Here is a 24,912-nt window from a genome sequence, read left to right on the forward strand (position 1 = left end):
TGGTAGTTTTTATTAATGTTCCAGTCGGTATTCTATCCTTACTCTTCGTCTTGCTTTTTATTAAAGAATCATATGATCATACAGCTAGTTCTAAAATAGATTGGGCAGGTATGGTTACTTCATCATGTGCATTGTTTTTACTTGTATACGCTCTGATACAAGTAAATAACTCGAGTTTAAGTCCGCTAAGTGTAAGTCTTCTCTTTGTTATTTCTTTTATAAGCTTTATATTGTTTATCTTTATTGAAAAGAAAAGTAAAAATCCGATGTTACCCCTATATTTATTCTCATATAAAGAGTTTTCGTTTTCAAATCTTTCATTATTTTTTGTAGGCATGGGTTTAATGAACTTTTTATTTATTTTTGCATTTTATTTAGTTCAAGTAGATGGAATGAGCGAGCTTCAATCAGGGATGATTATTAGTACACTTGCGATAGTATCAATGGTAGTTACCGCGATTATGACACCCATTGCTGCAAAACATGGAAGTAGTGTTATCGGTATTATAGGAATTATCGCATTTATAATCGCTTCGTATTTATTTGGTCATATGGAATCAGGCTTTTCAAATTGGGATTATATTTGGCGACTCGTGGTTGTAGGTTTTGGTGCAGGGTGTACGCTTGCTCCATTGACAACAACTGCCGTTTTAAGTGTTCCAACCGAAAAATCAGGTATTGCGTCAAGTATATCTAATATTTCTAGAACAGTAGGAAGTATAGTAGGTGTAGCGATATTAGTGGTGATTTTAAATCATCAATTATCTATCGAAAAAGAAGAAATAAAGCAACAAGTGAAAGCGATGATTCAAAAAGGCGATCAAACAGACTTTGAAAAACAAAAAATACTACACGTAATACAAACAAGTGATGAGAAGAAATATGTAAGCATGGAATCAGAGGAAGGAAATAAACTCTACGAACAAATTAAATGAAAATATAAATACGGGGTTATTCGTAGTTTTAATAAAACTTTTTTAATAGGAGCATTTATTTTCTTTTTGGCACTTATTTGTAGTGTGCTAGAAATATATATGAAGAGAAAGAGAGGGAATAAATTAAGAGCCACATGTTAAAAGGAAGATACAATACAATAACACTATTTACATAATATAATTATGGTTAAGATGTTTAAGGATGCTATTATTTATTTGGTAACCCTCATCTCAAGATAGTAAGAAAGAGATAAAAACAGTGTGTGAAAATGTTTGAAGTGAAAGTTTACCATAAAAAAACTTTAAAAAGAACGCTAGTTCGTATATGCTTAATACAATTGAAGTTGAAGTAGAAGAAGGGAAGAGAAGATGATGATTCATAAAGTTGGTCAAATTATGCTATATGTAAATAATCAAGATGAGGCTGTGCAATTTTGGACAGAAAAAGTAGGTTTCCACTTAGTTGCTGATGAAGATAACGGTCAAGGATTTAGATGGGTTGAAATCGCGCCAACAGAGAAAGCAGAAACGAGTATGGTTCTACATAATAAAGAATTAATTGCGAAGATGCAGCCTGAATTAAATCTTAGTACACCATCCATGTTGTTTTTCACTGAAGATATCGATAAATTATATAAAGAGTTTGTAGAGAAAGAAATTACAGTTGGAGAACTTGTAAATATGCCGTCTGGTAGAGCATTTAATTTTGCTGATCATGAGAAAAATTACTTTGCAATTATGGAAAAGAAGTAAGTATAAAATTGACTAACTTGATCTTTAAACGAAACAACACCATTTTATAGATGGTGTTGTTTTATAGTTTTTGAGCAATTATTTATTACAAAATGCAAATGATTATTTACATTTTGTTGGTAATGATTTACAATGAGAGTGTTTGAAAAGGAGGGAAGTGAAGTTAGGATGCTTGAAAACAGAGTTAGAGAATTACGGGCAAGATTTAGGTGGACTCAGCAAGACTTGGCTGATGCAATTGGAGTGACGAGGCAGACAATTGGGTTAATTGAAAAAGGTGATTATTCTCCCTCTGTCACCATGGCGTTAAAAATAGCTGCCGCGTTTCAACTTACAGTAGAAGATGTTTTTTATTTAAAGGGAAAGGAATGATTATAATGAAACAGGTTTTAAAATCTCCGCTTATAGGGGCCGGTATATTTGTTTTGATTATTGCATTTTTACTATTTTCTCTTATGAGTACACAGGTCGTTTTAGCTAGATTATGTTTTTGGATTCTAGTGACGGTTACTGTTTTCTGGTTCATTCTCACAAAGCTTTATAATCGAAAGAATTCGGATGATAAGATTAGATTATTTAGCTTTATACCATCCGAATTTCGTGAAATAGATGAAGGGCAGCAGTGGGTAACTTATAAGGCTTGCCGAAATGTATATATTTACTATAGCGTTGCACTTCCAGTAACGGCAGGGATCTTCTTCTTCTTTTCTCAACATAATTTTGTTCCATTACTGTGCATTGGTGTATTAGGTGCAGGCCAATACATGGTCTATTGGTTAACTACTATTCTTATTTTAAATCGTATTTAATCTAAAGAAAAAAGGGGATGAAACAATATGCTAGAGTGGGCTCAAAATGCAGGTGAAATGTGGCAATATGTCGTTTTATTTCTATTAGCTTTTGCTCCATGGATGGATGTATCAATCGTTGTACCACTTGGTATCGCATGGGGATTGCAACCATTTGCAGTAGGGGTGACTGCATTTGCAGGGAATCTTATCTTGGTTCTATTATTGGGATTCTTCTTTAAGCAGTATGCAAAATGGCAAGCGGCAAGAAAGTTAAAAAAAGGTATAACAACACCTTCTAAAAAAGAAACTAGATCAAGGCGAATATGGGAACGATATGGTATTCCTGGTTTGGCATTGCTTGCTCCCATTCTCGTAGGAACTGATATTGCAGCCGTATTAGCTTTAACATTTGGATCTAACAAGACACACGTCATAAGTTGGATGACAGTCAGTCTAGCGGTATGGACAATCATTTTTGTAGTTGCTTCGATGTATGGATTTAGCCTTTTACATATTATTTAGGATGATATAAAACTGTCTATGAATATAGTAATGAAGTAAAAGGGATGAAGAAAAAACGTCGTAGATTGAATATGGAAGTCAAAATAAGAAGAAGTGTCCAATTTAAGGTTATTAAAGTCTGAATTTTCCGATCGATTATTAGGATCTAATAGGAATGGATCTTGGTTCTTCTCCGATTACACTGATAGAAGTGATTAAGGGAGAATAATGAAATATGAAAAAAACTGTATATATTGCATTAGAAAAGATCTCGTTAAAATATAAAAATTCACTATATTGTAAGGAGAGAAAATAATTGAACCTAGGTAATCCGATAGCTATTGGGAATACAGCAAAGATATATCTTTATGATAATAAAATTGTGAAAGTGCTTAAAAAACACTTTCCAAATACAGAATCGTTATATGAAGCAAAGAAACAAGAATACGCTTATTCATGTGGGATTCAAGTCCCAAAGGTATTAGAAGTCACAAAAATAAAGGGTAGGCAAGCAATTATAATGGAATATGTAAAAGGGAAAACAGTAGGTGATCTCTTAATTCATAATATGGAACGAGCGGAGCATTACATAGGTATTTGTGTTAATGCACAACAAAAGGTGCATGCTGTTGTTGTTGATTCGGATTTACTTGAACCGATGTCAGAAAAGCTACGTCGTCAAATTGAATCAGTACAGAATCTAGATGAGAAACAAAAGGGTAAATTGTTAAGAAAATTGGATTCAATGGTATTTGAACCTAGGCTATGTCATGGGGATTTTCATCCATTTAATTTGATTTTGAGTAATGATAATGTGAAAATTATTGATTGGGTGGATGCTAACGCGGGAGATATTCGTGCCGATGTCTACCGAACATATTTGTTGTATGCCCAGGCTTCAGTAGAGTTGGCTGAAATGTATTTACGTATATATTGCAAAAATGCTGGTTTATCAAGGGATGAAGTTATAAAGTGGGCTCCTATTATTGCTGGGGCAAGATTGTCAGAAAAAGTATCTTCAGAAAACATAGAACATCTAAAGAGATTAGTACACCAGTATTGTCATTAAGGAACACGATAGAACTAGCATTTCTGTAATGATCAAACTTTTTTAATGCGACAGTATTAGATAATAAAACCGTTCAAAATTTTCGAACGGTTTTTGGTTGTTATATTATTTTTTAACTTATATATTGAAAAGTTATGCTAGATAGTTATTTCGATTTGATTTCCTTCTGGATCACTAATTACGCTCTCATAATAGCCATCTCCAGTGAAACGTGGTCCATTTAATACAGGATATCCAGCTTCTTTTAATGCTTTGGTTAGTTGATTCACATTTTCTTCACTACCAACAGAGAAAGCGATATGGGCATATCCAGTTAGGTTAGAACTAGGTTTATCTTCTATTCCTTTCTTTCGCATAATTTCAAGGCGTGCTCCAGATTCAAAAGTAATAAAATAAGATTCGAAGTGTTTAGCTTTATTGTGATATAAAGAATTTGCCTCTCCATTAAAGTATTGTGTATAGAAAGTGCGCATTGCCTCTAAATCATTTACCCAAATAGCTATATGTTCGATTTTCATTTATTTCACCTGTCCTATTCCTATATAAATTTATATAAGTTAATTAAGTATTGTGGGCTAATAATCAGTGAAGATGAAAAACAACGATTAGAGTTTCACTTTATGAAGTTTGAAATGATATGTCAAGAAATACGGATGACTGCTCAGACCCATCAAGCTAAAATTAAGTGATTTTCAAACGGCAGCACAAATTGCTACGCAAATGGGGATGGCTGCTAATACAGTTCACAGTGGAAAAGGTTTTAGTCACGCAAGTTTACAGCACCACTATTTTTATTTTTTCGAAATAAAATCTTGTCATTTTCCCTATGTCAATTTTATTTGTTGGTTTTTTTGAACATTAAATCAAAAAGAATCATATAAGTGTTTTTGCAAAATCAAAAGGAGCTATCTCATGTGAGAATAACTCCTTTTGAAAGTCATCAAATTATTTTTTGGATTTTGTTAGTTCTTTAGTCCCGCGTGTTCAATAATGCGCTTCATCGCTTGAATTTGCCCCAAATGATTTGCTTCATGCATTAATGTAAGGCCGGCTAATTCTCCAAAGGTTTCCAATCCCATAAATGATTTTTCCAGCGTTTCATTTAACTGTTCAGCAGGAATTTGTTGGAGACGAACTAATTGATCTTTCAACTCTATAATGAGTTTATCTACGGTAGGTACATCTCCCTTCCAATCAGCCGGCTTTGTACCGTTTCCAAATAATTCGATATAATTTGCAGGAAGATGCGTCGTTTTATGTGGAAAGCCGAGCATAAACTGTTCAGTAACCGTTAATACATGGCCGATATGCCATTGGATCGTATTGTTAAAACCGTCTGGCTGTACATTTGTTATTTCCTTCGAAAATGATTCTACGTTTTTAATAAAATAACTTCTTGTCATCGCAAATTGTTTAAATATTAGTTTATTCATACCTTACACCCCTTTCAAATCCCTCTCATTCATTAGCGTATTAAAAATCTGGATAAATTAGAAGTGACATGAGATAAAGATCGATTATATTCTATACGAATCATTCATATCGTGTAAAGCGGAATGACTTTATAAAAGTTATTATTTGTTCATTTGTATATAAGCGCGAATCATAAAATAACTAATATAATCAGGAAGCTGTTCTTTAATAGCTTTCAATCCACCTTCAGCTTGCGTACTTCAGCGATATGAGCAATTATTGTTTATAGATGCTTTCTTGCATTCTTTTGGAATTTTAATGATTTTTAACTTGGTTGATTTACTCATTATAGATTGGCTTATATTTTGTTGGATTACCCCGAGATTTGTTGTTATTCCTAGTACAGAAGGGATGAAGGGATATAAAGATTATAAGATACATCTAAGAGGAGCAATGATTGGTACGTCTTTTCTAATAATAGTTAGTTTATTCATTGCAGCAATTGCTATAAATATTTAGTATGAGGAATATATTATATTTTACTTTACTTTGAGGAGATAAGGATGGACATTTTTATTAGAAAACTAGAAATACATGATTTGAATGGAATTCCTGAAATTGATGATAGTTTTACGGTTGATTCTAAGCTATTCCTTTCATTAGCAGCGATGGATCAACGAATAGAATACACCGTGCAAGAAATACAAAGCTATGAGAAAAATTATTCAGAAGATATATATAAAGAGGATCAAGAGAATGATTTAGATTATAGTGAATATGTTAATAATCCAGATAAGATAATTTATTTGGCGTTTATGAATCACCAAATAATTGGAATGATTATAGTAAAGAGAAACTGGAATGGTTTTGCTTACGTGGAAGATATAAAAGTAGATAAGCAGTTTAGACAACTTGGAGTTGGTAGGAAATTAATTGAGCAGGCAAAGCATTGGGCGCAAGCTTGTGAAATGCCAGGAATCATGCTGGAGACACAGAACAATAATGTTAAAGCATGCAAATTTTATGAAAGTTGTGGCTTTGTTATAGGAGGCTTTGATTTTCTTGTATATAAAGGCATTCATGAGCAAAATGATGAAGTTGCAATATATTGGTATTTGAGATTTAAAGACAGTCCGATATAACCTATAGTGCTTCACGCGAACAAAGAGTGTCTTTAGAGATTTTTATGGCACTCTTTGTTCGTTATTATGCTAAAAAAATTCTAAAGATACAAGGAATAGGTTAGTTCACCGTATGTGAGAATTTCATCATCGGTAAACCCCTGATTAGAATAGAATTTTTGACCCGAATCATTTTCAGGATGCACAGTTAAGCGAATACGATGGCAAGATGGATGAACGATTTTTAAATGGTTAATTAACGCTTTTATTGCCGCGGCTCCAAATCCTTTTCTTTGATGTCCTTTGTCGATAAAAAAATGAAACAGCCAAAAGTCCTTTTGACAATCTAGTTCGTAATGTAGATTAAAGAAACCAACCATTTTCTCGTTATGATAAATTCCAAAAGGTTCAATCATTCTATCATCCGGCCTAATATACGCTTTAGCAAGTGCAATAGCAACAGGTGGTGTAACTTCAGAAACAAACTTTTGTTGTTCAATATTTACAGAAAGCGTGAGAGCCTCTCGCCAGTTGTCAGAAGTTATTTTTTTCAGAGTTACTTGAGACATAAGTTGAAACCTCCAGTTTAAATAGGGAATATGGGAAGAGCTATTGAACAAGCGTATTTTGCCCAGCAGCAATTTTCCATGTTTCTTTTTCTTTAACCATCACATAAACAGCAAGGCTCCCTTGCTCATCTTCTATTATTTTTCCTTCAGAGGTTGTTGGGTATTGTCTAATATGTGCGATAGCTACATCAGAGCGAATAAAGTTAATACTTTCAACTGTATAACAAGCGTATGAGTCCCGAAGAGGTCCTGGTAAAAGAACTTTGTGTGTCTCATTGATTTGCTTCCAACCTGAAAGCCGCTTGCCAAATACATTGACCCATGTGGCATTTAAAGTGAAGTAGCGATCTAATTCATCCGCATCATGTGTATTAAATGCAATTTCCATTTCGGTGATCGTTTGCCGGATTGCATGTATTTCTTCTTGTTGATGTTCTTTTGAATCATAACCTTTAGACATCTTGATTCCTCCTACGTTAGTTTGATATCTACAGATTACTAAAGTAAAGGTTCTATAACATCCAACAATAGTAGTATTTTTTTGTAGTGGAAATTATACGAAGGTATGATAGCAAGACGGTTTTATATACATATATTAAAATTTTTCTCTAAATCATACTCGCTAGCTAATAAGAGGAGTTAATTCAAGGAGTCTAGAATATTATAATGTTATGTATAGAGAGGTGAAATATGTTATTTCAAAAAGGGAGTTTATCGATTAGATATGTTATAGAAGATGATGTGAATACCATTTCAAAATGGTTAACAAATCCAGAAGTTTTACAGTATTACGAAGGCAGAGATAATCCGCAATCTCCAGAGCAAGTTCGTACTCATTTTATTCATGACCCAAAGAGTGCTGAGAAAAGATGTTTAGTAGAACATGCTGAAGAACCGATTGGTTATATACAAATTTACCTGATCGATTCAGAATGGAAAAAGTTATATGGATATAGAGAAAATCAAAATATATGTGGGATGGACCAATTTATTGGGGACACAGCATATTGGAATAAGGGAATCGGTACAGAGCTTGTGAAAGCAGCAATTACATATATCACCGATGAGTTAGGGGCAGAAGCAATTGCGATGGATCCAAGAGTGAGCAATGAACGTGCGATTTGTTGTTATGAAAAGTGTGGATTTCAAAAGATAAAAAGGTTAATAAAACATGAACTTCATGAAGGGAAGCTAGAAGATTGCTGGATGATGGAGTATAGACGATAAAGGTATGTAGTGATTTTAATTTTATTAAAGTTACATATTATTAATATATATAAATCTACATTAAAAAGGGGAGCGATGTGTGATGAAGAAAGCTTTGGTAGTAATAGATGTTCAAGAAGGTATATATACAGCTCTACCCTTTGGATTTAGTATTTAAAGGGGTGTTATTTATTTTTGATGGGTTTTATAAGGATTATAGCAATTTTTCAAGATTAAAAATTGCTTTCCATTTTGTAGATTAATTACAATTATACTACGCCCTCCGCTATGCTTCGGTTGTGACATAATAAGAGGGCGTTAATTATGAATAATAAAATTTAATTAGGTAGGTGTGAATGGTGGTATATAAAGTGGAAGGTTTTAACTTTTCTGAAAAATACGACTGTTGGGATGGGTCTATAAACGTAAATTGTTCCGTTTCGTTTTTTGAACAAAAAAAAATTGAGATAAAGGGGTATTTAGAGAGTAATCAACCTTTAACAAAAGAATCTTATAATACGCTATGTTATTTAAAGGAACACTTTGATATTGTTTATGAAAATATACTAAAGGGTCTATTTGAATTGCAATGTAAAGATTTAATGAGTTACGAGATATATAATGAAAATGATCATTCCTTTAGTCCCATTACTTTTAATAGTATGGAAGAAATCCATCCTTATATAGGAACTCCTACATTTGAGATTTTACCTGACTATACGAAGGATAACTATGCTTACTTTGCAATTTCATTTGATGAAGGTTGCTTGCTATCTATTGAACATGGTCTCATAGCTTTATTTTTTAAAAATGATATGATTCATATTCAGCCTTCTGATTCATATTGTATGCTTCAGATGCTTATGGATTACGAGGAAGATTGTACAAAGTGGCAAAAAGATTTTTGGTTAGTGTGTTATGAACTAGCTAAGAACAATCTATTAAACGATAGAGAATTGGTTAGAGCCAAGTGGTTGAAAAGTAAATAACCCTCTTAGTTTTTAAACAGAAATCTTAAAAACAAAACTGATGATAATTTTTAGCGTTATAAAACCTAGCAGCATAGCGTTATGTTGCTAGGTTTTATTTTCTGTTATTGTTGCTTTGAATAAAGTCACGAAACTTCACCTCTTTCAATTAAAGAATTCTACGAAAGCTTCAAACAAACTTTTTATAAAATGGAATGTTTTTTGGTTAAAGTTGTTGAAGTTCATGCAATTATTCCTGATATCCGAAATATTGAAGGATTATAAAAAAGATCAATCTTTTTTATAAAAGAATAATCCGATTAAATACTATAAGAGCATGTTTTGATTAATCTTTTTTTCAAAACACGCTCTTTTCTTTTGTTCTTCTATTACGGTTAATAGCATTAATTTGATCAAACTTTATTCGAAACCTACAGTTTTAGATTTGGGAGGAAAGAGAAGTGTCATCAGATTTGATTAAAGGGAAATTAGTACATATGTGAGGTCATTTATGAAATGCTGCATTTCGAGAGTTTTTTCTCAATATTCAATTGCAGTTGGCTCTACAGGTAGCTTAGGCTTTCAAGTAATTGTACATATGTCAGTGGATGTAAAAGGGTGGAAGGAAGAATAGTTAGTGTAAAAGAAGGATGTCATTACCAGTATAATGACATCCTTCTTTTTTATTTTTTCTTATCTTTATCTAAGATGTTTTGTTCTTCAGCAAACTCAGTTCCATACGCGAAGCGGCCATTCATATTAATTCGTTCATTATTGAGCCGTTCATGCGTATGAGAAAAACGATGCACAAACACTTCAGATAATGTAAAGACAATAGCGGATATAATACTACCCCATGCAATCTGCATATAATTGTCCAATAAAATATTACCGAAAATCCACACACTTAAATATGTTAACAAAAAGTCAGCCATAATAGCGGCGGAATTGCCAATATGATTCAAAAGGATTTTATCAACAAACATATAAGAAACGATTGTTACAAACAGGCTAAAGGAAATAACATCAACAATTGTTGCATCAAAAAATAAATCAAGTCCGATAGCAAAAGCAATGATACACGATATAAATTTGATAAGCACAATCGTAAAATTGCTCAAATTGCACACCTCCCGTTTTTTATATAGTTTTGGTATAAAACAAGAAGTTCATACATTTCTTATGTATGTACATAGTTGCAAATAAAATTTTTTCATGTTGAACATCTTGTCGAAATATTAAAAAAATAAACAAAAAATGTTATAGTAAAATGAGAGTGTATGACATTTTTAGGTAAGGGGGGATCCAAATGTGGATTACTTCAGAAGTAGAAATTCCAGATGAACTATTTGATAATCTTGAACAAGGAAGGCTTGTATTATTTGTCGGAGCAGGAGTTTCTATGAAAGGGAAATCAAACTTACCAAATTTCGATGATTTAGTTGATGAAATTGCGGAAGCTTTATATGTTGAAAAGCGTGAAAATACAGAACCGCATGATTATTATCTTGGAAAAGTTGCGAAGACGAAAGATGTACATCAAGTTGCACAAGATCTTGTTGATGTGAAAAATTCAAAACCGAATCCATTACACTATGCCATTCCACGGCTTTTTTCAGATGATATTGATGTTCGCATCGTTACTACAAATTTTGATCAGCATTTTACAAGTGTAATTCGGGAAATGAATCCAGATATTAATATATATTACGCACCTGCACTTCCAACAGGTAGAGCGTTTAAAGGTTTAGCATATATACACGGCAATGTAGAACAGGAAAAAGAAAATTTAATATTAACGGATGGCGATTTTGGAAGGGCTTACTTAACAGAGGGTTGGGCAAGAAGATTTTTAGTTGATTTATTTTCAAATTATACGGTGTTATTCATCGGATATAGTCATAATGATCCTGTCATGAAATATTTAGCAACAGGTTTACCACCGAGTACAAAACGTTATGCATTTGTTGCGCAAGGAGATAATACATATCATTGGGAGCATTTAGGAGTAAGGCCCATTGTTTATCCAAATAAGGCGAACAATCATCAGGCACTTGTTCAAGCGGTGAAGCGCTGGGCTGAATTAATGGGAGATAATTATATTACAAAAAGAATGCGGATTCGTGATATCGTGACAGTTCCACCATCAGTTGAACAAGAGCAATTATCATATATAAAACAATCAGTAAAAAAAATTGAAACACTCCGGTATTTTATAGAATTTGCTCGCGATTATGGATGGGTAGAATGGTTAGAGGCAGAAGGCAAAATCCAAAATTTATTTTTGCTTTCCACTATTCATAGTGAAGAGGATGAGTTGTTGGCCGAGTGGCTCGTCAAACAATTTCTTTTTAGCCACCAAAAAGAATTATTTCAGCTTATTTATAAAAATCACTCAAAAATTTCTCCTTTGTTATGGCGAACGATTTGTACGTATTTAAACGAAACAAAAGAGCCAATTGAACCGCTATTATTCGCAAAATGGACATTGCTCTTACTGGAAACAGCAGAAAAAAATAGTAGCTCTATAGAATTGGTTTCATATTTGTTACATAAATGTTCCTTTCCTGATCATAAAGAAATTTTCGTCTTATTGTTGGCGTTTATTTTGGATGGGAAAATTAAATTAAAGCGTGTCAGAAGATGGGAACACGATATGCAAGATTCAATTGAATTAGAGGAGACAAGCCGTTTACCAGTTCCCGTATTTGCATTTGTACAAAGAATCTGGGATGAAAGAATGAAACCGCATATCGCATATTTTGCTGACCCAATTATGGTTATGGGGTTAGAAAAAATCCAAATGTTATTTTTAAGGCAGACTGCACTGCAGAAAAAGGACGGTGTGACATATAATACAGTCGAATTTTCAGAGCATGATTTACAGCCGAAAGATTTTACATTTTTAATTCGTATTGTAAAAGAATGTCTCGCCTATTTATGTGAAAATAATAAGAGAAAGGCAAACTACTATATCGCCCAAATGATAGAAACAGATAGTATAGTACAAAAACGGATTGCAATAGCTGCGATGAGTAAAAATTTATTTGTAACTGACGATGAAAAAATCAAATGGCTACTAGAACAAAAATTACTTTTACATGTTACATATAGGCATGAAGTATTTAAATTTTTAAAGAAGCATTATCCATTTACCTCGGAACAAAGAAAGCAAGAAGTGTTACAAAAGGTTATGAAACACCTTGTTAATGAGAGGGCTTTTGATGTTTGTCTTATTATGGATTTACTTTATACATGTGATCCAAATAGTAATTGTACAGTACAAGCATATAAAAAAATGAAACAAAAACATCCTCATTTTTCCCCAGAACGTTACGGTGAAAAGCGAGTAGAGGATGCTGTACAAAGTATTACATGCAACGTAACGGCCGATGGATTATTGCAGTTGAAAGACCATGAAATGATGAAACAAGTTAGGCTTTTTTCTCATGATGGTATTTTTGAACAGCGTCATTTTTTAGAAATGTTATCAAAAGCATGTAAATTGGATACAGAGTGGAGTATTTCGCTTGCGTATCAATTAGTAGGGGAAAGTAATGTAAGTAATGAAGTATGGTTTGTCTGTATTCGGGCATGGAGAAATAATCGTAAGCTTACAAATCAACAAATACAAAAAATCATTCCACTCCTGCAACGATTTGTAAGAAATACATCTTTTCATTGGTTAATTAGCAGTTTTCTTTATGAAATCAGCAATCGATTAGAAGAATTCCAAGAGAATAGTATACGTGTGGTGAAACGTTTTGCCTTTTCTTTATTTCCTCAAGTAATGAAAGGTGATCCGAATTTTAAGATAGAAGAGCATGATTTTTATAATGAATCTATTCAACATCCTATTGGAAAGATGACGTCAGTATTATTAAAGTTACTAGCATATGACCACTTATATGATCGGAATATTCATGAATACTTGTTTTTATTTGAAGAACAAATGCGAACATTTTCACAGAGTACAAACTTCATGTTTGCACGATTAACAGCAGATATAACATTTTTATATCATATTGAGAAACAATGGTGTAGAAAAAATTTGCTACCTTATCTCGATTTAAAAAAACAAGAAAAATCAATAAAATATGCATGGGCAGGACTTTGCTATACACAAATAAATTTACCGTTATTTACAGAGATAAAGCGACATATTAAATATGCAGTCGAGCATTTATATTTGTTACATCCACATACAAAAGAAGTATTCTTAAAGTGGCTCAGCTTTGTTTTTATTAAATGTGTATTATATTGGGAACAGCGAGCAGATTGGTTATATCCGCTTTTTATACAGGAAACGGAAAATGACAAAATTAAGTTTATGGAACATTTATGTTATTATGTGAAAACATTAAGCGTGAGAGAACAACAAAAATTTTGGGAAGCTTGGTTAGCTGGATTTTTAATTGAACGTCCAAAAATGAGTTCCGTAACTGGTAGGGAATATGTCATGTTTTTACGTTTTGTATTATGTATGGATGAAGTTGCCGAAAAAGGATTACAAACAATTCTTACTCGTTTCTCTCCACCATCAGAACGTTACGATCAAGCGGAAATGAAACAACTATTTTTGTCTATTTTGGAAAAGAAAAATAATATGAAATATCATGTAGAAGCCTATGGTGAGTTGTTTTTTTCGTTATTACAAAACCTTCATGAGGCAAATTCTTTTGAAAATGAAATCATTGAGATTAAACAATTGTTAACAGAGTACCAAGTGGAGAAACATTTGCTAATATCTATTCAAAACGAAATGATTCGTATTGGACTTGTGATGACAAATTTACAAGATTAATAGTGGGTAAAGAGTGGGATTTTAAAAAAATAACTAAAAAGGTGTTGACAGTATTTGAAAAAGCATTCTATAATACGAATCATAACTTATTCAATTTCAAAAACATTTGAATAAACAAAGTGCAATGAAGAGATCACAGTAGTGAGGATCTTACTGTAACAGAGAGCTGATGGTTGGTGTGAATCAGTACAGGGATAATCATGAATTACAGTCTTGGAGCATCTTTTTCGTAGTAAAGATTTGTTTTCTTTATGAAGGAAAGGCGGTCAAATGATCGTTAACAGTGAAGAGAGGTAGACGAAATAAGTCTACAACTAGGGTGGTACCGCGATAAATATCGTCCCTACTGATTGGATCAGTAGGGACTTTTTGTATTTTTGTGGCCCAACTTGAAAATGGAATATAACATGCGGTGAAAGGAAAAGAAGTAGTAGTTGTTTCCCTGTAACAGAGAGCTGGTGGTTGGTGTGAACCAGTACAAAGACAAGTGCGAATTACAGTCCTGGAGCATCTTTTTCGTAGTAAAGATAATTGTCTTTATGAAGGGAAAGACGGTCGAATGATCGTTAACAGTGAAGAGAGGTAGACGAAATAAGTCTGCAACTAGGGTGGTACCGCGATAAATATCGTCCCTACTGAGTAGATCAGTAGGGATTTTTTGTACACATAAAAGGCGGAATCGATCTCATAATAAGTTTTTGTGGAGTTTCAATTCAGAAAATAGGGAATTTTTATTCTCTTCACATAGTTTTAAACATTAAAAGGAGGATTTTAAAATGGCAAATCATGAGTTAGAACAATTACGTAAACAGGTGGATAAAATCAATTTACAGTTACTAGAGCTTTTAAATGAACGAGGTAAAATTGTTCAGAAGATTGGGGAACAAAAACAAGTGCAAGGTACGAAACGTTTTGACCCAGTTCGTGAGCGTGAAGTACTGGATATGATCGCAGAACATAATGAAGGGCCATTCGAAACTTCAACAGTTCAACACATTTTCAAAACGATTTTCAAAGCGAGCTTAGAATTGCAAGAAGATGACAACCGTAAAGCATTACTTGTTTCACGTAAAAAGAAAAAAGAAAATACAATTGTTGATGTAAAAGGTGAATTATTAGGAAATGGAACACAAACATTCATCATGGGTCCTTGTGCGGTAGAAAGTTTAGAGCAAGTTCGCCAAGTGGGGCAAGCGATGAAAGCACAAGGATTAAAATTAATGCGCGGCGGTGCTTTCAAACCGAGAACGTCACCATACGACTTCCAAGGATTAGGGGTTGAAGGCTTACAAATTTTACGCCAAGTAGCTGATGAATTCGATTTAGCGATTATCAGTGAGATTTTAAATCCAAATGATGTAGAAATGGCTCTTGATTACGTTGATGTCATTCAAGTTGGGGCACGAAACATGCAAAACTTCGATTTATTAAGAGCTGTGGGTAAAGTAAATAAACCTGTATTATTAAAACGTGGTTTAGCAGCGACAATTGATGAATTCATTAATGCAGCTGAATACATCATCGCACAAGGAAATGATCAAATTATACTATGTGAGCGCGGTATCCGCACATACGAAAGAGCGACACGTAACACATTAGACATTTCAGCAGTACCGATTTTAAAGAAAGAAACACACTTACCTGTTGTTGTGGACGTAACGCATTCTACAGGACGTAGAGATTTATTATTACCTACTGCAAAAGCAGCACTAGCAATTGGAGCAGATGCAGTCATGGCAGAAGTACATCCAGACCCAGCAGTTGCATTATCTGATTCTGCACAGCAAATGGATATTCCAGAGTTCCATAAATTCATGGAAGAGTTAAAAGGATTTAAAAATAAATTATCTTAATTTCATATTGAATATGCGTAGAAAGGGAAACAGTAGTGCTTATCTCCCTGTTTATAGAGAGCTGATGGCCGGTGAGAATCAGTACAAAGATAAGCATGAATTACAGCCCTAGAGCATCTTTTTCGTAGTAAAGATCATATCTTTATGAAGGGAAAGACGGTCTCATAGATCGTTAACAATGATAAGAGGTAGACAAAAAAATAGTCTACAATTAGGGTGGTACCGCGATATGAATCGTCCCTACTGAGCGCTCAGTAGGGACTTTTTTGTACAAAAAAATAATAAAGGGGTAAGAGAAATGAGATATATTACAGCTGGAGAATCACATGGTCCGCAGTTAACTGTTATTTTAGAAGGTGTACCTGCAGGATTATCGTTACAAGCAGAACATATTAATAAGGAATTATTAAGAAGACAAAAAGGGCATGGTCGTGGGAGACGCATGCAAATTGAAACGGATACAGTAGAGATTGTAAGTGGTGTGCGCCACGGAATAACACTTGGTTCACCAATTACATTAATCGTAAAAAATGATGATTTCAAACATTGGACGAAAGTAATGGGGGCTGAACCTATTTCGGAGCAAGAAAGTAAAGAAATGAAACGTACAATTACAAAACCACGTCCAGGACATGCTGATTTAAATGGTGCAATTAAATATGGTCACCGTGATATACGAAATGTTTTGGAACGTTCTTCTGCAAGGGAGACAACTGTAAGAGTAGCTGCTGGTGCAGTTGCAAAACAAATTTTAAAAGAATTAGGTGTGCAAATTGCAGGACATGTTCTTGAGATTGGCGGGATACAAGCAAATCGTGTAGGCCGACTACTAATAGAAGAAATTCAAACAATTACAGAAAATTCACCTGTGCGTTGCCTAGATAAAGAGGTAGAGCAAAAGATGATGGATGCTATCGATACTGCAAAAAGCAGTGGGGATTCAATAGGTGGAATTGTAGAAGTAATTGCAGAAGGGATGCCAATTGGTGTTGGTAGCTACGTACATTATGATCGTAAATTAGATGCAAAACTCGCGGGAGCAATTATGAGTATTAATGCTTTTAAAGGCGCTGAAATTGGGATTGGATTTGAGGCGGCAAGGCAGCCAGGAAGCTTAGTACACGATGAAATCCTATGGGATGAAGAAAAAGGCTATACAAGAAAAACAAATCATGCAGGTGGATTAGAAGGTGGTATGACTACAGGAATGCCAATTGTAGTAAGAGGTGTAATGAAGCCGATTCCTACATTATATAAGCCACTTGCGAGTGTAGATATTGATACGAAAGAAACATTCCAAGCAAGTATTGAACGATCTGATAGTTGTGCAGTACCAGCTGCAAGTGTTGTTGCAGAAGCTGTGGTTGCATGGGAGCTTGCGGACGCATTAGTTGAACAATTCGGAAAAGACCGCATGGAATTAATCAAGCAAAATATTACGCAGCATAACAAATATGCAAAAGAATTTTAAAAAGGATGGATGCCAGATGAAGGTAAAAGAGCAATTATCATCATTACAGCCATATAAACCAGGTAAATCAGCGCAGCAAATGAAAGAGATATATGGGGATCATTCATTTGTAAAATTAGCATCAAATGAAAATCCATTCGGTTGTTCACCACGTGTTATAGAAGAGTTGCAAAAAGCATGGCATGAACATGCCTTATATCCAGATGGAGGAGCTGTAGAACTTCGCCAAACAATTGCAGAAAAACTACAAGTTCAAAAGGAACAAATTATATGTGGAAGCGGACTTGATGAAGTCATTCAAATTATAAGCCGTGCGGTACTTTGTAAGGGAGATAATGTAGTAACAGCAGGAGAAACTTTCCCGCAATATCGTCATCATGCAGTTATTGAAGGGTGCGAAGTGAAAGAAGTAGCTTTAAATAACGGTGTATATGACTTAGACGAAATTTCTTCAGCGGTTGATAACAATACAAAAATCGTTTGGATTTGTAATCCGAACAATCCGACAGGCACATATGTAAATGAGCGAAAATTGACTCAATTCATTGAGGGAATTAGTAAAAATACGTTAATTGTCATTGATGAAGCGTACTATGAATACGTAACAGCAAAAGATTTCCCAGAGACATTACCGCTTCTAGAAAAACATAAAAACATTCTTATACTAAGAACGTTTTCTAAAGCATACGGATTAGCATCATTCCGTGTTGGGTATTCGATTGGACATGAAGAGTTAATCGAGAAATTAAATGTTGTACGTTTGCCGTTTAACGTATCTTCATTGGCACAAAATGCAGCAACGATTGCCTTAAGCGATGAGTCATTTATTGAAAAGATGGTACGTGTTAATACAGAGGGGCTGCAACAATACGAAAGTTTTTGTAAGAGAAATGAAATTCCATTCTATCCGTCGCAAACAAACTTCATCTTCTTGCCGGTAGATGGTGCTGGAGAAATTTATGAAGCTTGCGCGCACGCAGGGTTTATTATTCGTCCGTTTCCAAATGGTGTCCGTATTACAATCGGAACAAGGGAACAAAATGAAGGAGTGATTTCAGTGTTAAAACAACACTTTGAAAATAAAAAACATAAGTCTCGAGATGAGGCCAATGTGTAAAAAGGTAGTATTAATTGGAACAGGATTAATAGGAGGCTCTCTCGCATTAGCAATTAAGAAAGAGCACGATGTAACGATAACAGGTTATGATTTATTTAAAGAGCAGGTAGAGCGTGCGAAAGAATTACATGTAGTAGATGAAGTAGCAATAGATTTACAGCGTGCATGTGAAGAGGCAAATTTAATTATTTTTGCCTCTCCAGTTGAAGAAACGAAGAAGTTATTACACAAACTAGCGTCATTTCGTTTACGGGATGATGTAATAGTGACCGATGTTGGAAGTACAAAAGGAACAATTATGAATGAAGCGGAAGCTTTATTTTCAAAGAAAGTTTCTTTTATTGGCGGACATCCGATGGCAGGGTCTCATAAAACTGGTGTTGAAAGTGCAAAGGCGCATTTATTTGAAAATGCATTTTACATTTTAACACCGATGAATCATGTGCCAAATGATCAAGTGGAAGAGCTAAAAGTATGGTTGAAAGGAACAGGATCACATTTTCTCGTCTTAAATACAGAAGAACACGATTATGTAACAGGAATCGTTAGTCATTTTCCGCATCTTATTGCGGCAGGTTTAGTAAAACAAGTCGAGAAACATGCAGGAGATAATCCACTCATTCATCAACTAGCTGCCGGTGGATTTAAAGATATTACACGTATCGCATCTAGCAGTCCGAAAATGTGGAGTGACATTGTAAAGCAAAATCGTGAGCATTTAATGGTATTATTAAAAGAGTGGATCTCTGAAATGGAAGAGTTATATAAGACGGTTTCTATAGGAGATGCAGGCGAAATACAAAACTACTTTGCAGATGCGAAAGAATATCGTGATTCTTTACCAGTGAGAAAAAGAGGAGCTATTCCCGCCTATCACGACTTCTACGTCGATGTTTTAGATAAAGTAGGGGCATTAGCTCATATTACGAGTATTCTTGCGCGCGAAGAAATTAGTATTACGAACTTGCAAATATTAGAAGCGCGTGAAGGATTGCTTGGGGTATTACGTATTAGCTTCCAAAGAGAAGAAGATCGTATGAAAGCAAAACTAGCACTTGGAAAAGAAGAATACCAAACATATGAAACAATTTAAATGAGAAGGTGAAAATGTGAAAGAAAGAACAATACAACCTGTTAATAACGGATTGAATGGAACCATTACAATTCCTGGTGATAAATCCATTTCACACCGCGCTGTTATGTTCGGCGCAATTGCAGAGGGAAGAACAACAATTAAAGGCTTTCTACCTGGTGCAGACTGTTTAAGTACTATTTCTTGTTTTAAAGAAATGGGAGTAGACATTATGCAAAACGGTGATGAAGTTATTGTAATCGGAAAAGGAATTGAAGGTTTACAAGAACCAAAAGCTGTATTAGATGTTGGTAATTCTGGAACTACGATACGATTAATATCAGGAATATTGGCAAACACGCCATTCTTTTCTTGCGTACAAGGTGATGCTTCTATCGCAAAAAGACCGATGAAACGCGTAACCAATCCATTAAAGCAAATGGGCGCAAACATTGATGGCCGAGAAGACGGGACGTACACACCGCTAACAATAAGAGGTGGAGCATTAAAAGCAATCCAATACACTTCCCCAGTTGCAAGCGCACAAGTAAAGTCAGCTATTTTACTTGCAGGTCTTCGTGCAGAAGGTGTAACAGCTGTTACAGAACCGCACATTTCACGCGATCATACGGAAAGAATGCTTGAGGCGTTTGGTGTTACAGTAACTCGTGAAGGGAAAACTGTAAAACTAGCAGGTGGCCAGAAATTAACTGGAATAGACGTTCAAGTTCCAGGTGACGTATCATCAGCGGCATTTTTCTTAGTAGCAGGAGCCATTCTTCCAAATAGTAAAATACAACTACAAAATGTAGGAATGAATCCGACTCGTACAGGTATTATAGATGTTTTAGAGAGAATGGGTGCTACGTTCACTATAGAACCAATTAACGAAGGAGCATCAGAACCAGCTGCAAACATTACTATTGAAACATCTTCACTAAAAGGAATCGAAATTGGCGGGGATATTATTCCAAGATTAATCGATGAAATTCCGATTATCGCATTAGCGGCAACGCAAGCTGAAGGAATTACGGTTATTAAAGATGCACGTGAGCTAAAAGTGAAAGAAACGAATCGTATTGACACAGTTGTTGCTGAACTAACGAAACTAGGAGCTCGTATTGAAGCAACAGATGACGGAATGATTATTTACGGTAAATCAACTTTAAAAGGCAATACAGTACATAGTTACGGTGATCACCGCATTGGAATGATGCTTGCAATCGCCGGCTGTATAGCTGAAGGAAAAACAACGATTCAAGATGCAGAAGCAGTAGGTGTATCGTATCCTACATTCTTTCAGGAATTGAGCAAACTACAAACCGAATTGGAAAAAGCATAAAGTGAAACTTTATATGGTATACAGGGGACATGATAAAAGTAATTAGTAAGTACAGCTTTTTGTTTTATGGTAAATCTTTATTTGGAAGATAGTGTGTTATATCAAGATATAATAATTATAGAAAGGTCGATGTATATTCCATCGACCTTTCTGATTTTTTAGATAGGATTTTATCCGCATGAGTACGAATGTAATAAAGGGAATAGGAGGAGAAAGTCATGAAAGTAATTGAATTAGCAGAGCGACAATATAGAGAAGCGATTGCTTTATCTGAATATGCCTTTCAATATAAGGTACCGGAAGATCAAATTGAAAAGCGTCTTACATTAATGAAAAAACACCATCAACTATTTGGAATTTTGGAAGGAGATCAACTCGCAGCAAAACTGCACCTTCTTCCATTCGAAATAAATATTGGTGATGAAATGTTTAAAATGGGTGGAATTGCAGGAGTAGCGACATACCCAGAGTATAGACGGAGTGGGCATGTAAAAGAATTACTGAAGTATGTGCTACAAAAAATGAAACAAGATGGATTTAGTGTATCAATGTTACATCCATTTGCAGTTTCATTCTATAGAAAGTATGGATGGGAACTATTTGCCAATCGTTTCATATGTTCCATGACGAAGAGTGATTTAGTGATGCAGAAGCATGTGAAAGGGAATGTGAGACGTTTTAATAAAGATTCACATCCAAAAGAAATAGAAGCAGTATATGAGCAATTTGCAAAGCGATTCGCTGGTATGCTAGTTCGAAGTACGGATTGGTGGACGCAAGCAGTTTACCATGATTTGACGGCAGCGGTCTATTACAATGAAAAAGATGAAGCTACTGGTTATATGCTGTACAAAATAAATGATTCAAAAATGACAGTGGAAGAATTTGTACCGCTAAATAATGAAGCTCGAAATGGACTTTGGAATTTTATTTGCCAACATGATTCTATGATAAAAGAGCTTAAGATGATACTAAGTGAAACAGAGCCATTACTTTATACTTTACAAGAGCCTCGAGTGAAGGCTGAAATTACTCCTTATTTTATGGCTCGGATTGTAGACGTGGAAAAGTTTTTAAATCAATATTCATTTGTTTGGGCTAATCAACAAAACGAAGTTATTTTGCATATTTCAGACTCATTTGCCTCATGGAATAATGTGACGGTTAAATTACAAAGTAAAGAAGTAGTAATTATTAATAAAGAAGAAACCGAAAAACAAAATAGTAGCGGAATCCATTTAAATATAAATGATTTATCAGCAATGTTATTCGGATATAAGCGTCCATTAGAGTTATACGAAATGGACCATATTTTAGGGAGTGAGGAAGAAGTAAAAACACTTGAACATTTGATTCCATTACATAAGCCGTTTATTTATGATTTCTTTTAAAATTTCAAATAAAAAGCACGATTTGAAAAGTGCTTTTTATTTTGTTGAAATAGAAAGATGATTAGATATACCTTTAGATGTCTAAGTATGTTATAGTAAGTGAAGTATGTATATAAAAGTATCGAAATTGGAGGAAACACATGATTACAGTTAGTAACGTAGGATTGCGCTTTGCGGACAGAAAATTATTTGATGATGTTAACATAAAATTCACACCAGGTAACTGCTACGGTTTAATCGGAGCAAACGGTGCTGGTAAATCAACATTTCTAAAGATTTTATCTGGAGAAATTGATCCATCAACAGGTGATGTAAACATCACGCCAGGTGAGCGTTTAGCAGTATTAAAACAGAACCACTTCGAATACGAAGAGTTTCCTGTATTAGAAACAGTAATTATGGGTCACACACGTCTTTACAAAGTAATGCAAGAAAAAAATGCAATTTACATGAAAGAAGATTTCAGTGATGAAGACGGTATGCGTGCTGCAGAACTGGAAGGTGAATTTGCTGAGCTAAACGGTTGGGAAGCTGAATCTGAAGCTGCAATTCTTTTAAAAGGCCTAGGCATTGGAGAAGACGTTCATGACAAAAAATTGTCAGAGTTAACAGGGGCAGAGAAAGTAAAAGTATTACTTGCTCAAGCATTATTCGGTCAACCTGACATTCTATTATTAGATGAGCCTACCAACCACTTAGACTTAAAAGCGATTCAATGGTTAGAGAACTTCTTAATGAACTTTGAAAATACAGTTATCGTTGTATCCCATGACCGTCACTTCTTAAATAAAGTATGTACGCACATGGCGGATCTTGATTTCGGTAAAATTCAATTGTATGTTGGTAACTATGACTTCTGGTATGAATCAAGCCAATTAGCATTAAAACTAACACAAGATGCAAATAAGAAAAAAGAAGAGAAAGTAAAAGAGTTACAAAACTTCATTGCACGCTTTAGTTCAAACGCATCTAAAGCGAAGCAAGCGACTTCTCGTAAAAAATTATTAGATAAAATTACATTAGATGATATTAAACCATCATCACGCCGTTATCCATTCGTTGGCTTCACACCAGAGCGTGAAGTAGGAAATGACTTATTAACTGTAGAAGGTCTTTCAAAAACGATTGATGGAGAAAAAGTGTTAGATAATGTGTACTTCACATTATCTAAAGGTGATAAAGTTGCATTTATCGGACGCAATGATATTGCGATGACAACATTATTTAAAATTCTTATGGGTGAAATGGAGCCAGATAGCGGTTCATTTAAGTGGGGCGTTACAACATCTCAAGCTTACTTCCCAAGAGATAACTCTAAGTACTTCGAGAACAGTGAATATAACTTAGTTGAATGGTTACGTCAGTTCTCTCCGCAAGATGAAACAGAAAGTTTCTTGCGTGGCTTCTTAGGTCGTATGCTATTCTCTGGTGAAGAAGTAAAGAAAAATGTTTCTGTATTGTCAGGTGGAGAAAAAGTTCGTTGTATGCTTTCTAAAATGATGTTAAGCGGAGCAAACGTATTAACACTTGATGATCCAACGAACCATTTAGACCTTGAGTCTATCACAGCATTAAACAACGGTTTAATCGCATTTAAAGGAACATTACTATTTACATCTCATGACCATCAGTTCGTACAAACAATTGCAAATCGTATTATCGAAGTGACGCCAAACGGTGTAATCGATAAAGAAGCAACATACGATGAGTTCTTAGAAAATGTAGAACTTCAAAAGCAAGTAGATGCAATGTATCAGGGGAAATAATCTGTAAAACAAAACCCTCGCACTTAGAATAGAGCGAGGGTTTTGTTTTTTTACTATAGGTACATCAATTAAAAAACCGACATAAAACCCCTTTTTTTTAGGTGGGGGAGAGCTTCTGGCCATGCATAGAAGCGGTCAGGGCCTTTTTCTGCCACATGCGAAGTAAAAACAGAAAGAGCAAACGAGTGTAAGTTACTTTTTATTCTGCATAGCAGGTATTTGTATATATAAATGTGTATAATTTTTTCAATATTCATGGAATTTTATTGAAAAGAAGTTACATATAATGAAAAATTACATGTCTTTCCAAACGGAACCGGTCTGTTCAGATTAAATATATTCTTTTCGTATCACAAAGCTAATGTTAAATGAACAGGAGAAATAATAGAATTAAATGTTGTTTATAGAAGTTAATAATAAAAAATATGTATGTGAATTATAATTTTTTACATATAAAGGACGCAGTAAGAAGAAATTTTCTCAGAATGAATAAATTAGCAGCAATAAATCCAATTGGTAATTTTGGAAATAAGAATGTTTGCGGAGTGAAGAATAAAAGTTTATAGTGGGGAGTGTCCTAATAACCGGACGGATTTTTAGAAAGTTAGATAGAAATAAAAAATGTTACAAATGCATTTTATTAAATATATATCTAGGTCAACATATTTAATAAGAAATAGTTGAATAAATACAACCTTAAACTTATAATTACTAATATTCTTCATAAGGTTAAAGAAAAGTGAGGGTTGTTTTGGGAAAGTAAATTCAAA

General features: G+C 34.3%; 22 protein-coding genes, 2 pseudogenes and 3 other annotated features. Of the genes and pseudogenes, 19 read left to right on the plus strand and 5 right to left on the minus strand.

Features of this window, described 5'->3' with window-relative positions:
- Positions 1–2: 2 nt before the first annotated feature.
- The 6 genes and pseudogenes from MHH71_RS01415 to MHH71_RS01440 all read left to right on the plus strand — a co-directional run.
- Positions 3–1,076 (plus strand): annotated as a pseudogene (locus MHH71_RS01415) (MFS transporter); the annotation flags it as partial.
- Between the two features lie 231 nt (positions 1,077–1,307).
- On the plus strand, positions 1,308–1,688 hold the full coding sequence (locus MHH71_RS01420; RefSeq protein ID WP_033799660.1) for a VOC family protein: 381 nt from the start codon (positions 1,308–1,310) through the stop codon (positions 1,686–1,688).
- A 168-nt stretch (positions 1,689–1,856) separates the two neighbouring features.
- The gene (locus MHH71_RS01425; protein WP_026008563.1) at positions 1,857–2,060 is read left to right on the plus strand and encodes a helix-turn-helix transcriptional regulator; all 204 of its coding nucleotides are present in this window, start codon (positions 1,857–1,859) and stop codon (positions 2,058–2,060) included.
- A 2-nt stretch (positions 2,061–2,062) separates the two neighbouring features.
- Positions 2,063–2,497 carry a hypothetical protein gene (locus MHH71_RS01430; protein WP_029426848.1) on the plus strand — a complete coding sequence of 145 codons (435 nt, stop codon included), beginning with the start codon at positions 2,063–2,065 and terminating at the stop codon, positions 2,495–2,497.
- Between the two features lie 27 nt (positions 2,498–2,524).
- Entirely contained in the window at positions 2,525–3,001 is a 477-nt protein-coding gene (locus MHH71_RS01435; RefSeq protein ID WP_003198383.1) for a small multi-drug export protein, read from the plus strand.
- A gap of 295 nt (positions 3,002–3,296) precedes the next feature.
- Complete coding sequence (locus MHH71_RS01440) at positions 3,297–4,049, plus strand: phosphotransferase family protein (protein ID WP_033798942.1); 753 nt, start codon at positions 3,297–3,299, stop codon at positions 4,047–4,049.
- Positions 4,050–4,186: 137 nt separating this feature from the next.
- Here the strand turns inward: MHH71_RS01440 and MHH71_RS01445 are convergent, their stop codons facing one another.
- Together MHH71_RS01445 and MHH71_RS01450 are read right to left on the minus strand one after the other, a co-directional pair.
- Positions 4,187–4,567: a VOC family protein gene (locus MHH71_RS01445; protein WP_006095153.1), complete on the minus strand. Its 381-nt coding sequence runs from the start codon at positions 4,565–4,567 to the stop codon at positions 4,187–4,189.
- 444 nt (positions 4,568–5,011) lie between these two features.
- Positions 5,012–5,482, minus strand: coding sequence for a DinB family protein (locus MHH71_RS01450; RefSeq protein WP_006095154.1), 471 nt, complete (start codon positions 5,480–5,482; stop codon positions 5,012–5,014).
- Between the two features lie 256 nt (positions 5,483–5,738).
- Here MHH71_RS01450 and MHH71_RS01455 point away from each other — a divergent pair.
- Both MHH71_RS01455 and MHH71_RS01460 read left to right on the plus strand, forming a co-directional pair.
- Positions 5,739–5,981: pseudogene (locus tag MHH71_RS01455) on the plus strand (nitroreductase); the annotation flags it as partial.
- Positions 5,982–6,025: 44 nt separating this feature from the next.
- Positions 6,026–6,604, plus strand: a complete 579-nt coding sequence (locus MHH71_RS01460; RefSeq protein WP_006095156.1) for a GNAT family N-acetyltransferase — start codon at positions 6,026–6,028, stop codon at positions 6,602–6,604.
- An 80-nt stretch (positions 6,605–6,684) separates the two neighbouring features.
- On the opposite strand, the gene MHH71_RS01465 is transcribed toward MHH71_RS01460, so the two are convergent.
- Entirely contained in the window at positions 6,685–7,152 is a 468-nt protein-coding gene (locus MHH71_RS01465) for a GNAT family N-acetyltransferase (RefSeq protein WP_003198414.1), read from the minus strand.
- A 40-nt stretch (positions 7,153–7,192) separates the two neighbouring features.
- Entirely contained in the window at positions 7,193–7,612 is a 420-nt protein-coding gene (locus MHH71_RS01470; protein ID WP_006095157.1) for an SgcJ/EcaC family oxidoreductase, read from the minus strand.
- Positions 7,613–7,842: 230 nt separating this feature from the next.
- Between MHH71_RS01470 and MHH71_RS01475 the strand changes: the two genes are divergently transcribed.
- The 3 genes from MHH71_RS01475 (at position 7,843) to MHH71_RS01485 (ending at position 9,960) form a co-directional block, all read left to right on the plus strand.
- On the plus strand, positions 7,843–8,379 hold the full coding sequence (locus tag MHH71_RS01475; RefSeq protein WP_006095158.1) for a GNAT family N-acetyltransferase: 537 nt from the start codon (positions 7,843–7,845) through the stop codon (positions 8,377–8,379).
- Positions 8,380–8,729: 350 nt separating this feature from the next.
- The gene (locus MHH71_RS01480; protein WP_240516982.1) at positions 8,730–9,347 is read left to right on the plus strand and encodes a DUF6985 domain-containing protein; all 618 of its coding nucleotides are present in this window, start codon (positions 8,730–8,732) and stop codon (positions 9,345–9,347) included.
- Positions 9,348–9,837: 490 nt separating this feature from the next.
- A complete protein-coding gene (locus MHH71_RS01485) occupies positions 9,838–9,960 on the plus strand; it encodes a hypothetical protein (protein WP_003198421.1) in 123 nt (40 codons plus the stop codon).
- Positions 9,961–10,009: 49 nt separating this feature from the next.
- On the opposite strand, the gene MHH71_RS01490 is transcribed toward MHH71_RS01485, so the two are convergent.
- Entirely contained in the window at positions 10,010–10,447 is a 438-nt protein-coding gene (locus tag MHH71_RS01490; RefSeq protein ID WP_033798943.1) for a YndM family protein, read from the minus strand.
- 188 nt (positions 10,448–10,635) lie between these two features.
- Between MHH71_RS01490 and MHH71_RS01495 the strand changes: the two genes are divergently transcribed.
- The 8 genes from MHH71_RS01495 (at position 10,636) to MHH71_RS01530 (ending at position 24,142) form a co-directional block, all read left to right on the plus strand.
- Positions 10,636–14,130, plus strand: a complete 3,495-nt coding sequence (locus MHH71_RS01495) for a DUF4020 domain-containing protein (protein WP_006095161.1) — start codon at positions 10,636–10,638, stop codon at positions 14,128–14,130.
- Between the two features lie 115 nt (positions 14,131–14,245).
- Positions 14,246–14,478: a binding site (T-box leader), on the plus strand.
- A 55-nt stretch (positions 14,479–14,533) separates the two neighbouring features.
- Positions 14,534–14,767 (plus strand) — a binding site (T-box leader).
- 139 nt (positions 14,768–14,906) lie between these two features.
- Positions 14,907–15,983 (plus strand): bifunctional 3-deoxy-7-phosphoheptulonate synthase/chorismate mutase, encoded by a 1,077-nt coding sequence (locus MHH71_RS01500; RefSeq protein WP_003198427.1) that lies wholly within the window; start codon positions 14,907–14,909, stop codon positions 15,981–15,983.
- Positions 15,984–15,992: 9 nt separating this feature from the next.
- Positions 15,993–16,228 (plus strand) — a binding site (T-box leader).
- A 53-nt stretch (positions 16,229–16,281) separates the two neighbouring features.
- Positions 16,282–17,454 carry a chorismate synthase gene (gene aroC, locus MHH71_RS01505; RefSeq protein WP_003198429.1) on the plus strand — a complete coding sequence of 391 codons (1,173 nt, stop codon included), beginning with the start codon at positions 16,282–16,284 and terminating at the stop codon, positions 17,452–17,454.
- 16 nt (positions 17,455–17,470) lie between these two features.
- The gene (hisC, locus tag MHH71_RS01510) at positions 17,471–18,571 is read left to right on the plus strand and encodes a histidinol-phosphate transaminase (protein ID WP_006095162.1); all 1,101 of its coding nucleotides are present in this window, start codon (positions 17,471–17,473) and stop codon (positions 18,569–18,571) included.
- Positions 18,564–19,664 (plus strand): prephenate dehydrogenase, encoded by a 1,101-nt coding sequence (tyrA, locus tag MHH71_RS01515; protein WP_033798944.1) that lies wholly within the window; start codon positions 18,564–18,566, stop codon positions 19,662–19,664. Before hisC ends, tyrA begins: the two co-directional genes overlap by 8 nt.
- A gap of 16 nt (positions 19,665–19,680) precedes the next feature.
- Positions 19,681–20,985 (plus strand): 3-phosphoshikimate 1-carboxyvinyltransferase, encoded by a 1,305-nt coding sequence (gene aroA, locus MHH71_RS01520; protein ID WP_006095164.1) that lies wholly within the window; start codon positions 19,681–19,683, stop codon positions 20,983–20,985.
- A 218-nt stretch (positions 20,986–21,203) separates the two neighbouring features.
- Entirely contained in the window at positions 21,204–22,376 is a 1,173-nt protein-coding gene (locus MHH71_RS01525) for a GNAT family N-acetyltransferase (RefSeq protein ID WP_006095165.1), read from the plus strand.
- A gap of 140 nt (positions 22,377–22,516) precedes the next feature.
- A complete protein-coding gene (locus MHH71_RS01530) occupies positions 22,517–24,142 on the plus strand; it encodes an ABC-F family ATP-binding cassette domain-containing protein (protein ID WP_006095166.1) in 1,626 nt (541 codons plus the stop codon).
- The last annotated feature ends 770 nt before the right edge of the window (positions 24,143–24,912 follow it).

Source organism: Bacillus sp. FSL H8-0534, from assembly GCF_038005885.1.
Lineage (GTDB): Bacteria > Bacillota > Bacilli > Bacillales > Bacillaceae_G > Bacillus_A > Bacillus_A pseudomycoides.

Excerpts from the sequence above, each read along its gene's own strand:
- hisC (WP_006095162.1), top strand. The coding sequence starts at position 17,471 with ATGAAGGTAAAAGAGCAATTATCATCATTACAGCCATATAAACCAGGT.
- MHH71_RS01450 (WP_006095154.1), bottom strand. The coding sequence starts at position 5,482 with ATGAATAAACTAATATTTAAACAATTTGCGATGACAAGAAGTTATTTT.
- MHH71_RS01470 (WP_006095157.1), bottom strand. The coding sequence starts at position 7,612 with ATGTCTAAAGGTTATGATTCAAAAGAACATCAACAAGAAGAAATACAT.
- MHH71_RS01425 (WP_026008563.1), top strand. The coding sequence starts at position 1,857 with ATGCTTGAAAACAGAGTTAGAGAATTACGGGCAAGATTTAGGTGGACT.
- MHH71_RS01500 (WP_003198427.1), top strand. The coding sequence starts at position 14,907 with ATGGCAAATCATGAGTTAGAACAATTACGTAAACAGGTGGATAAAATC.
- MHH71_RS01485 (WP_003198421.1), top strand. The coding sequence starts at position 9,838 with ATGAAATGCTGCATTTCGAGAGTTTTTTCTCAATATTCAATTGCAGTT.
- MHH71_RS01525 (WP_006095165.1), top strand. The coding sequence starts at position 21,204 with ATGAAAGTAATTGAATTAGCAGAGCGACAATATAGAGAAGCGATTGCT.
- MHH71_RS01435 (WP_003198383.1), top strand. The coding sequence starts at position 2,525 with ATGCTAGAGTGGGCTCAAAATGCAGGTGAAATGTGGCAATATGTCGTT.
- MHH71_RS01465 (WP_003198414.1), bottom strand. The coding sequence starts at position 7,152 with ATGTCTCAAGTAACTCTGAAAAAAATAACTTCTGACAACTGGCGAGAG.
- tyrA (WP_033798944.1), top strand. The coding sequence starts at position 18,564 with ATGTGTAAAAAGGTAGTATTAATTGGAACAGGATTAATAGGAGGCTCT.
- aroC (WP_003198429.1), top strand. The coding sequence starts at position 16,282 with ATGAGATATATTACAGCTGGAGAATCACATGGTCCGCAGTTAACTGTT.
- MHH71_RS01460 (WP_006095156.1), top strand. The coding sequence starts at position 6,026 with ATGGACATTTTTATTAGAAAACTAGAAATACATGATTTGAATGGAATT.
- MHH71_RS01445 (WP_006095153.1), bottom strand. The coding sequence starts at position 4,567 with ATGAAAATCGAACATATAGCTATTTGGGTAAATGATTTAGAGGCAATG.
- MHH71_RS01420 (WP_033799660.1), top strand. The coding sequence starts at position 1,308 with ATGATTCATAAAGTTGGTCAAATTATGCTATATGTAAATAATCAAGAT.
- MHH71_RS01495 (WP_006095161.1), top strand. The coding sequence starts at position 10,636 with ATGTGGATTACTTCAGAAGTAGAAATTCCAGATGAACTATTTGATAAT.
- MHH71_RS01475 (WP_006095158.1), top strand. The coding sequence starts at position 7,843 with ATGTTATTTCAAAAAGGGAGTTTATCGATTAGATATGTTATAGAAGAT.
- MHH71_RS01530 (WP_006095166.1), top strand. The coding sequence starts at position 22,517 with ATGATTACAGTTAGTAACGTAGGATTGCGCTTTGCGGACAGAAAATTA.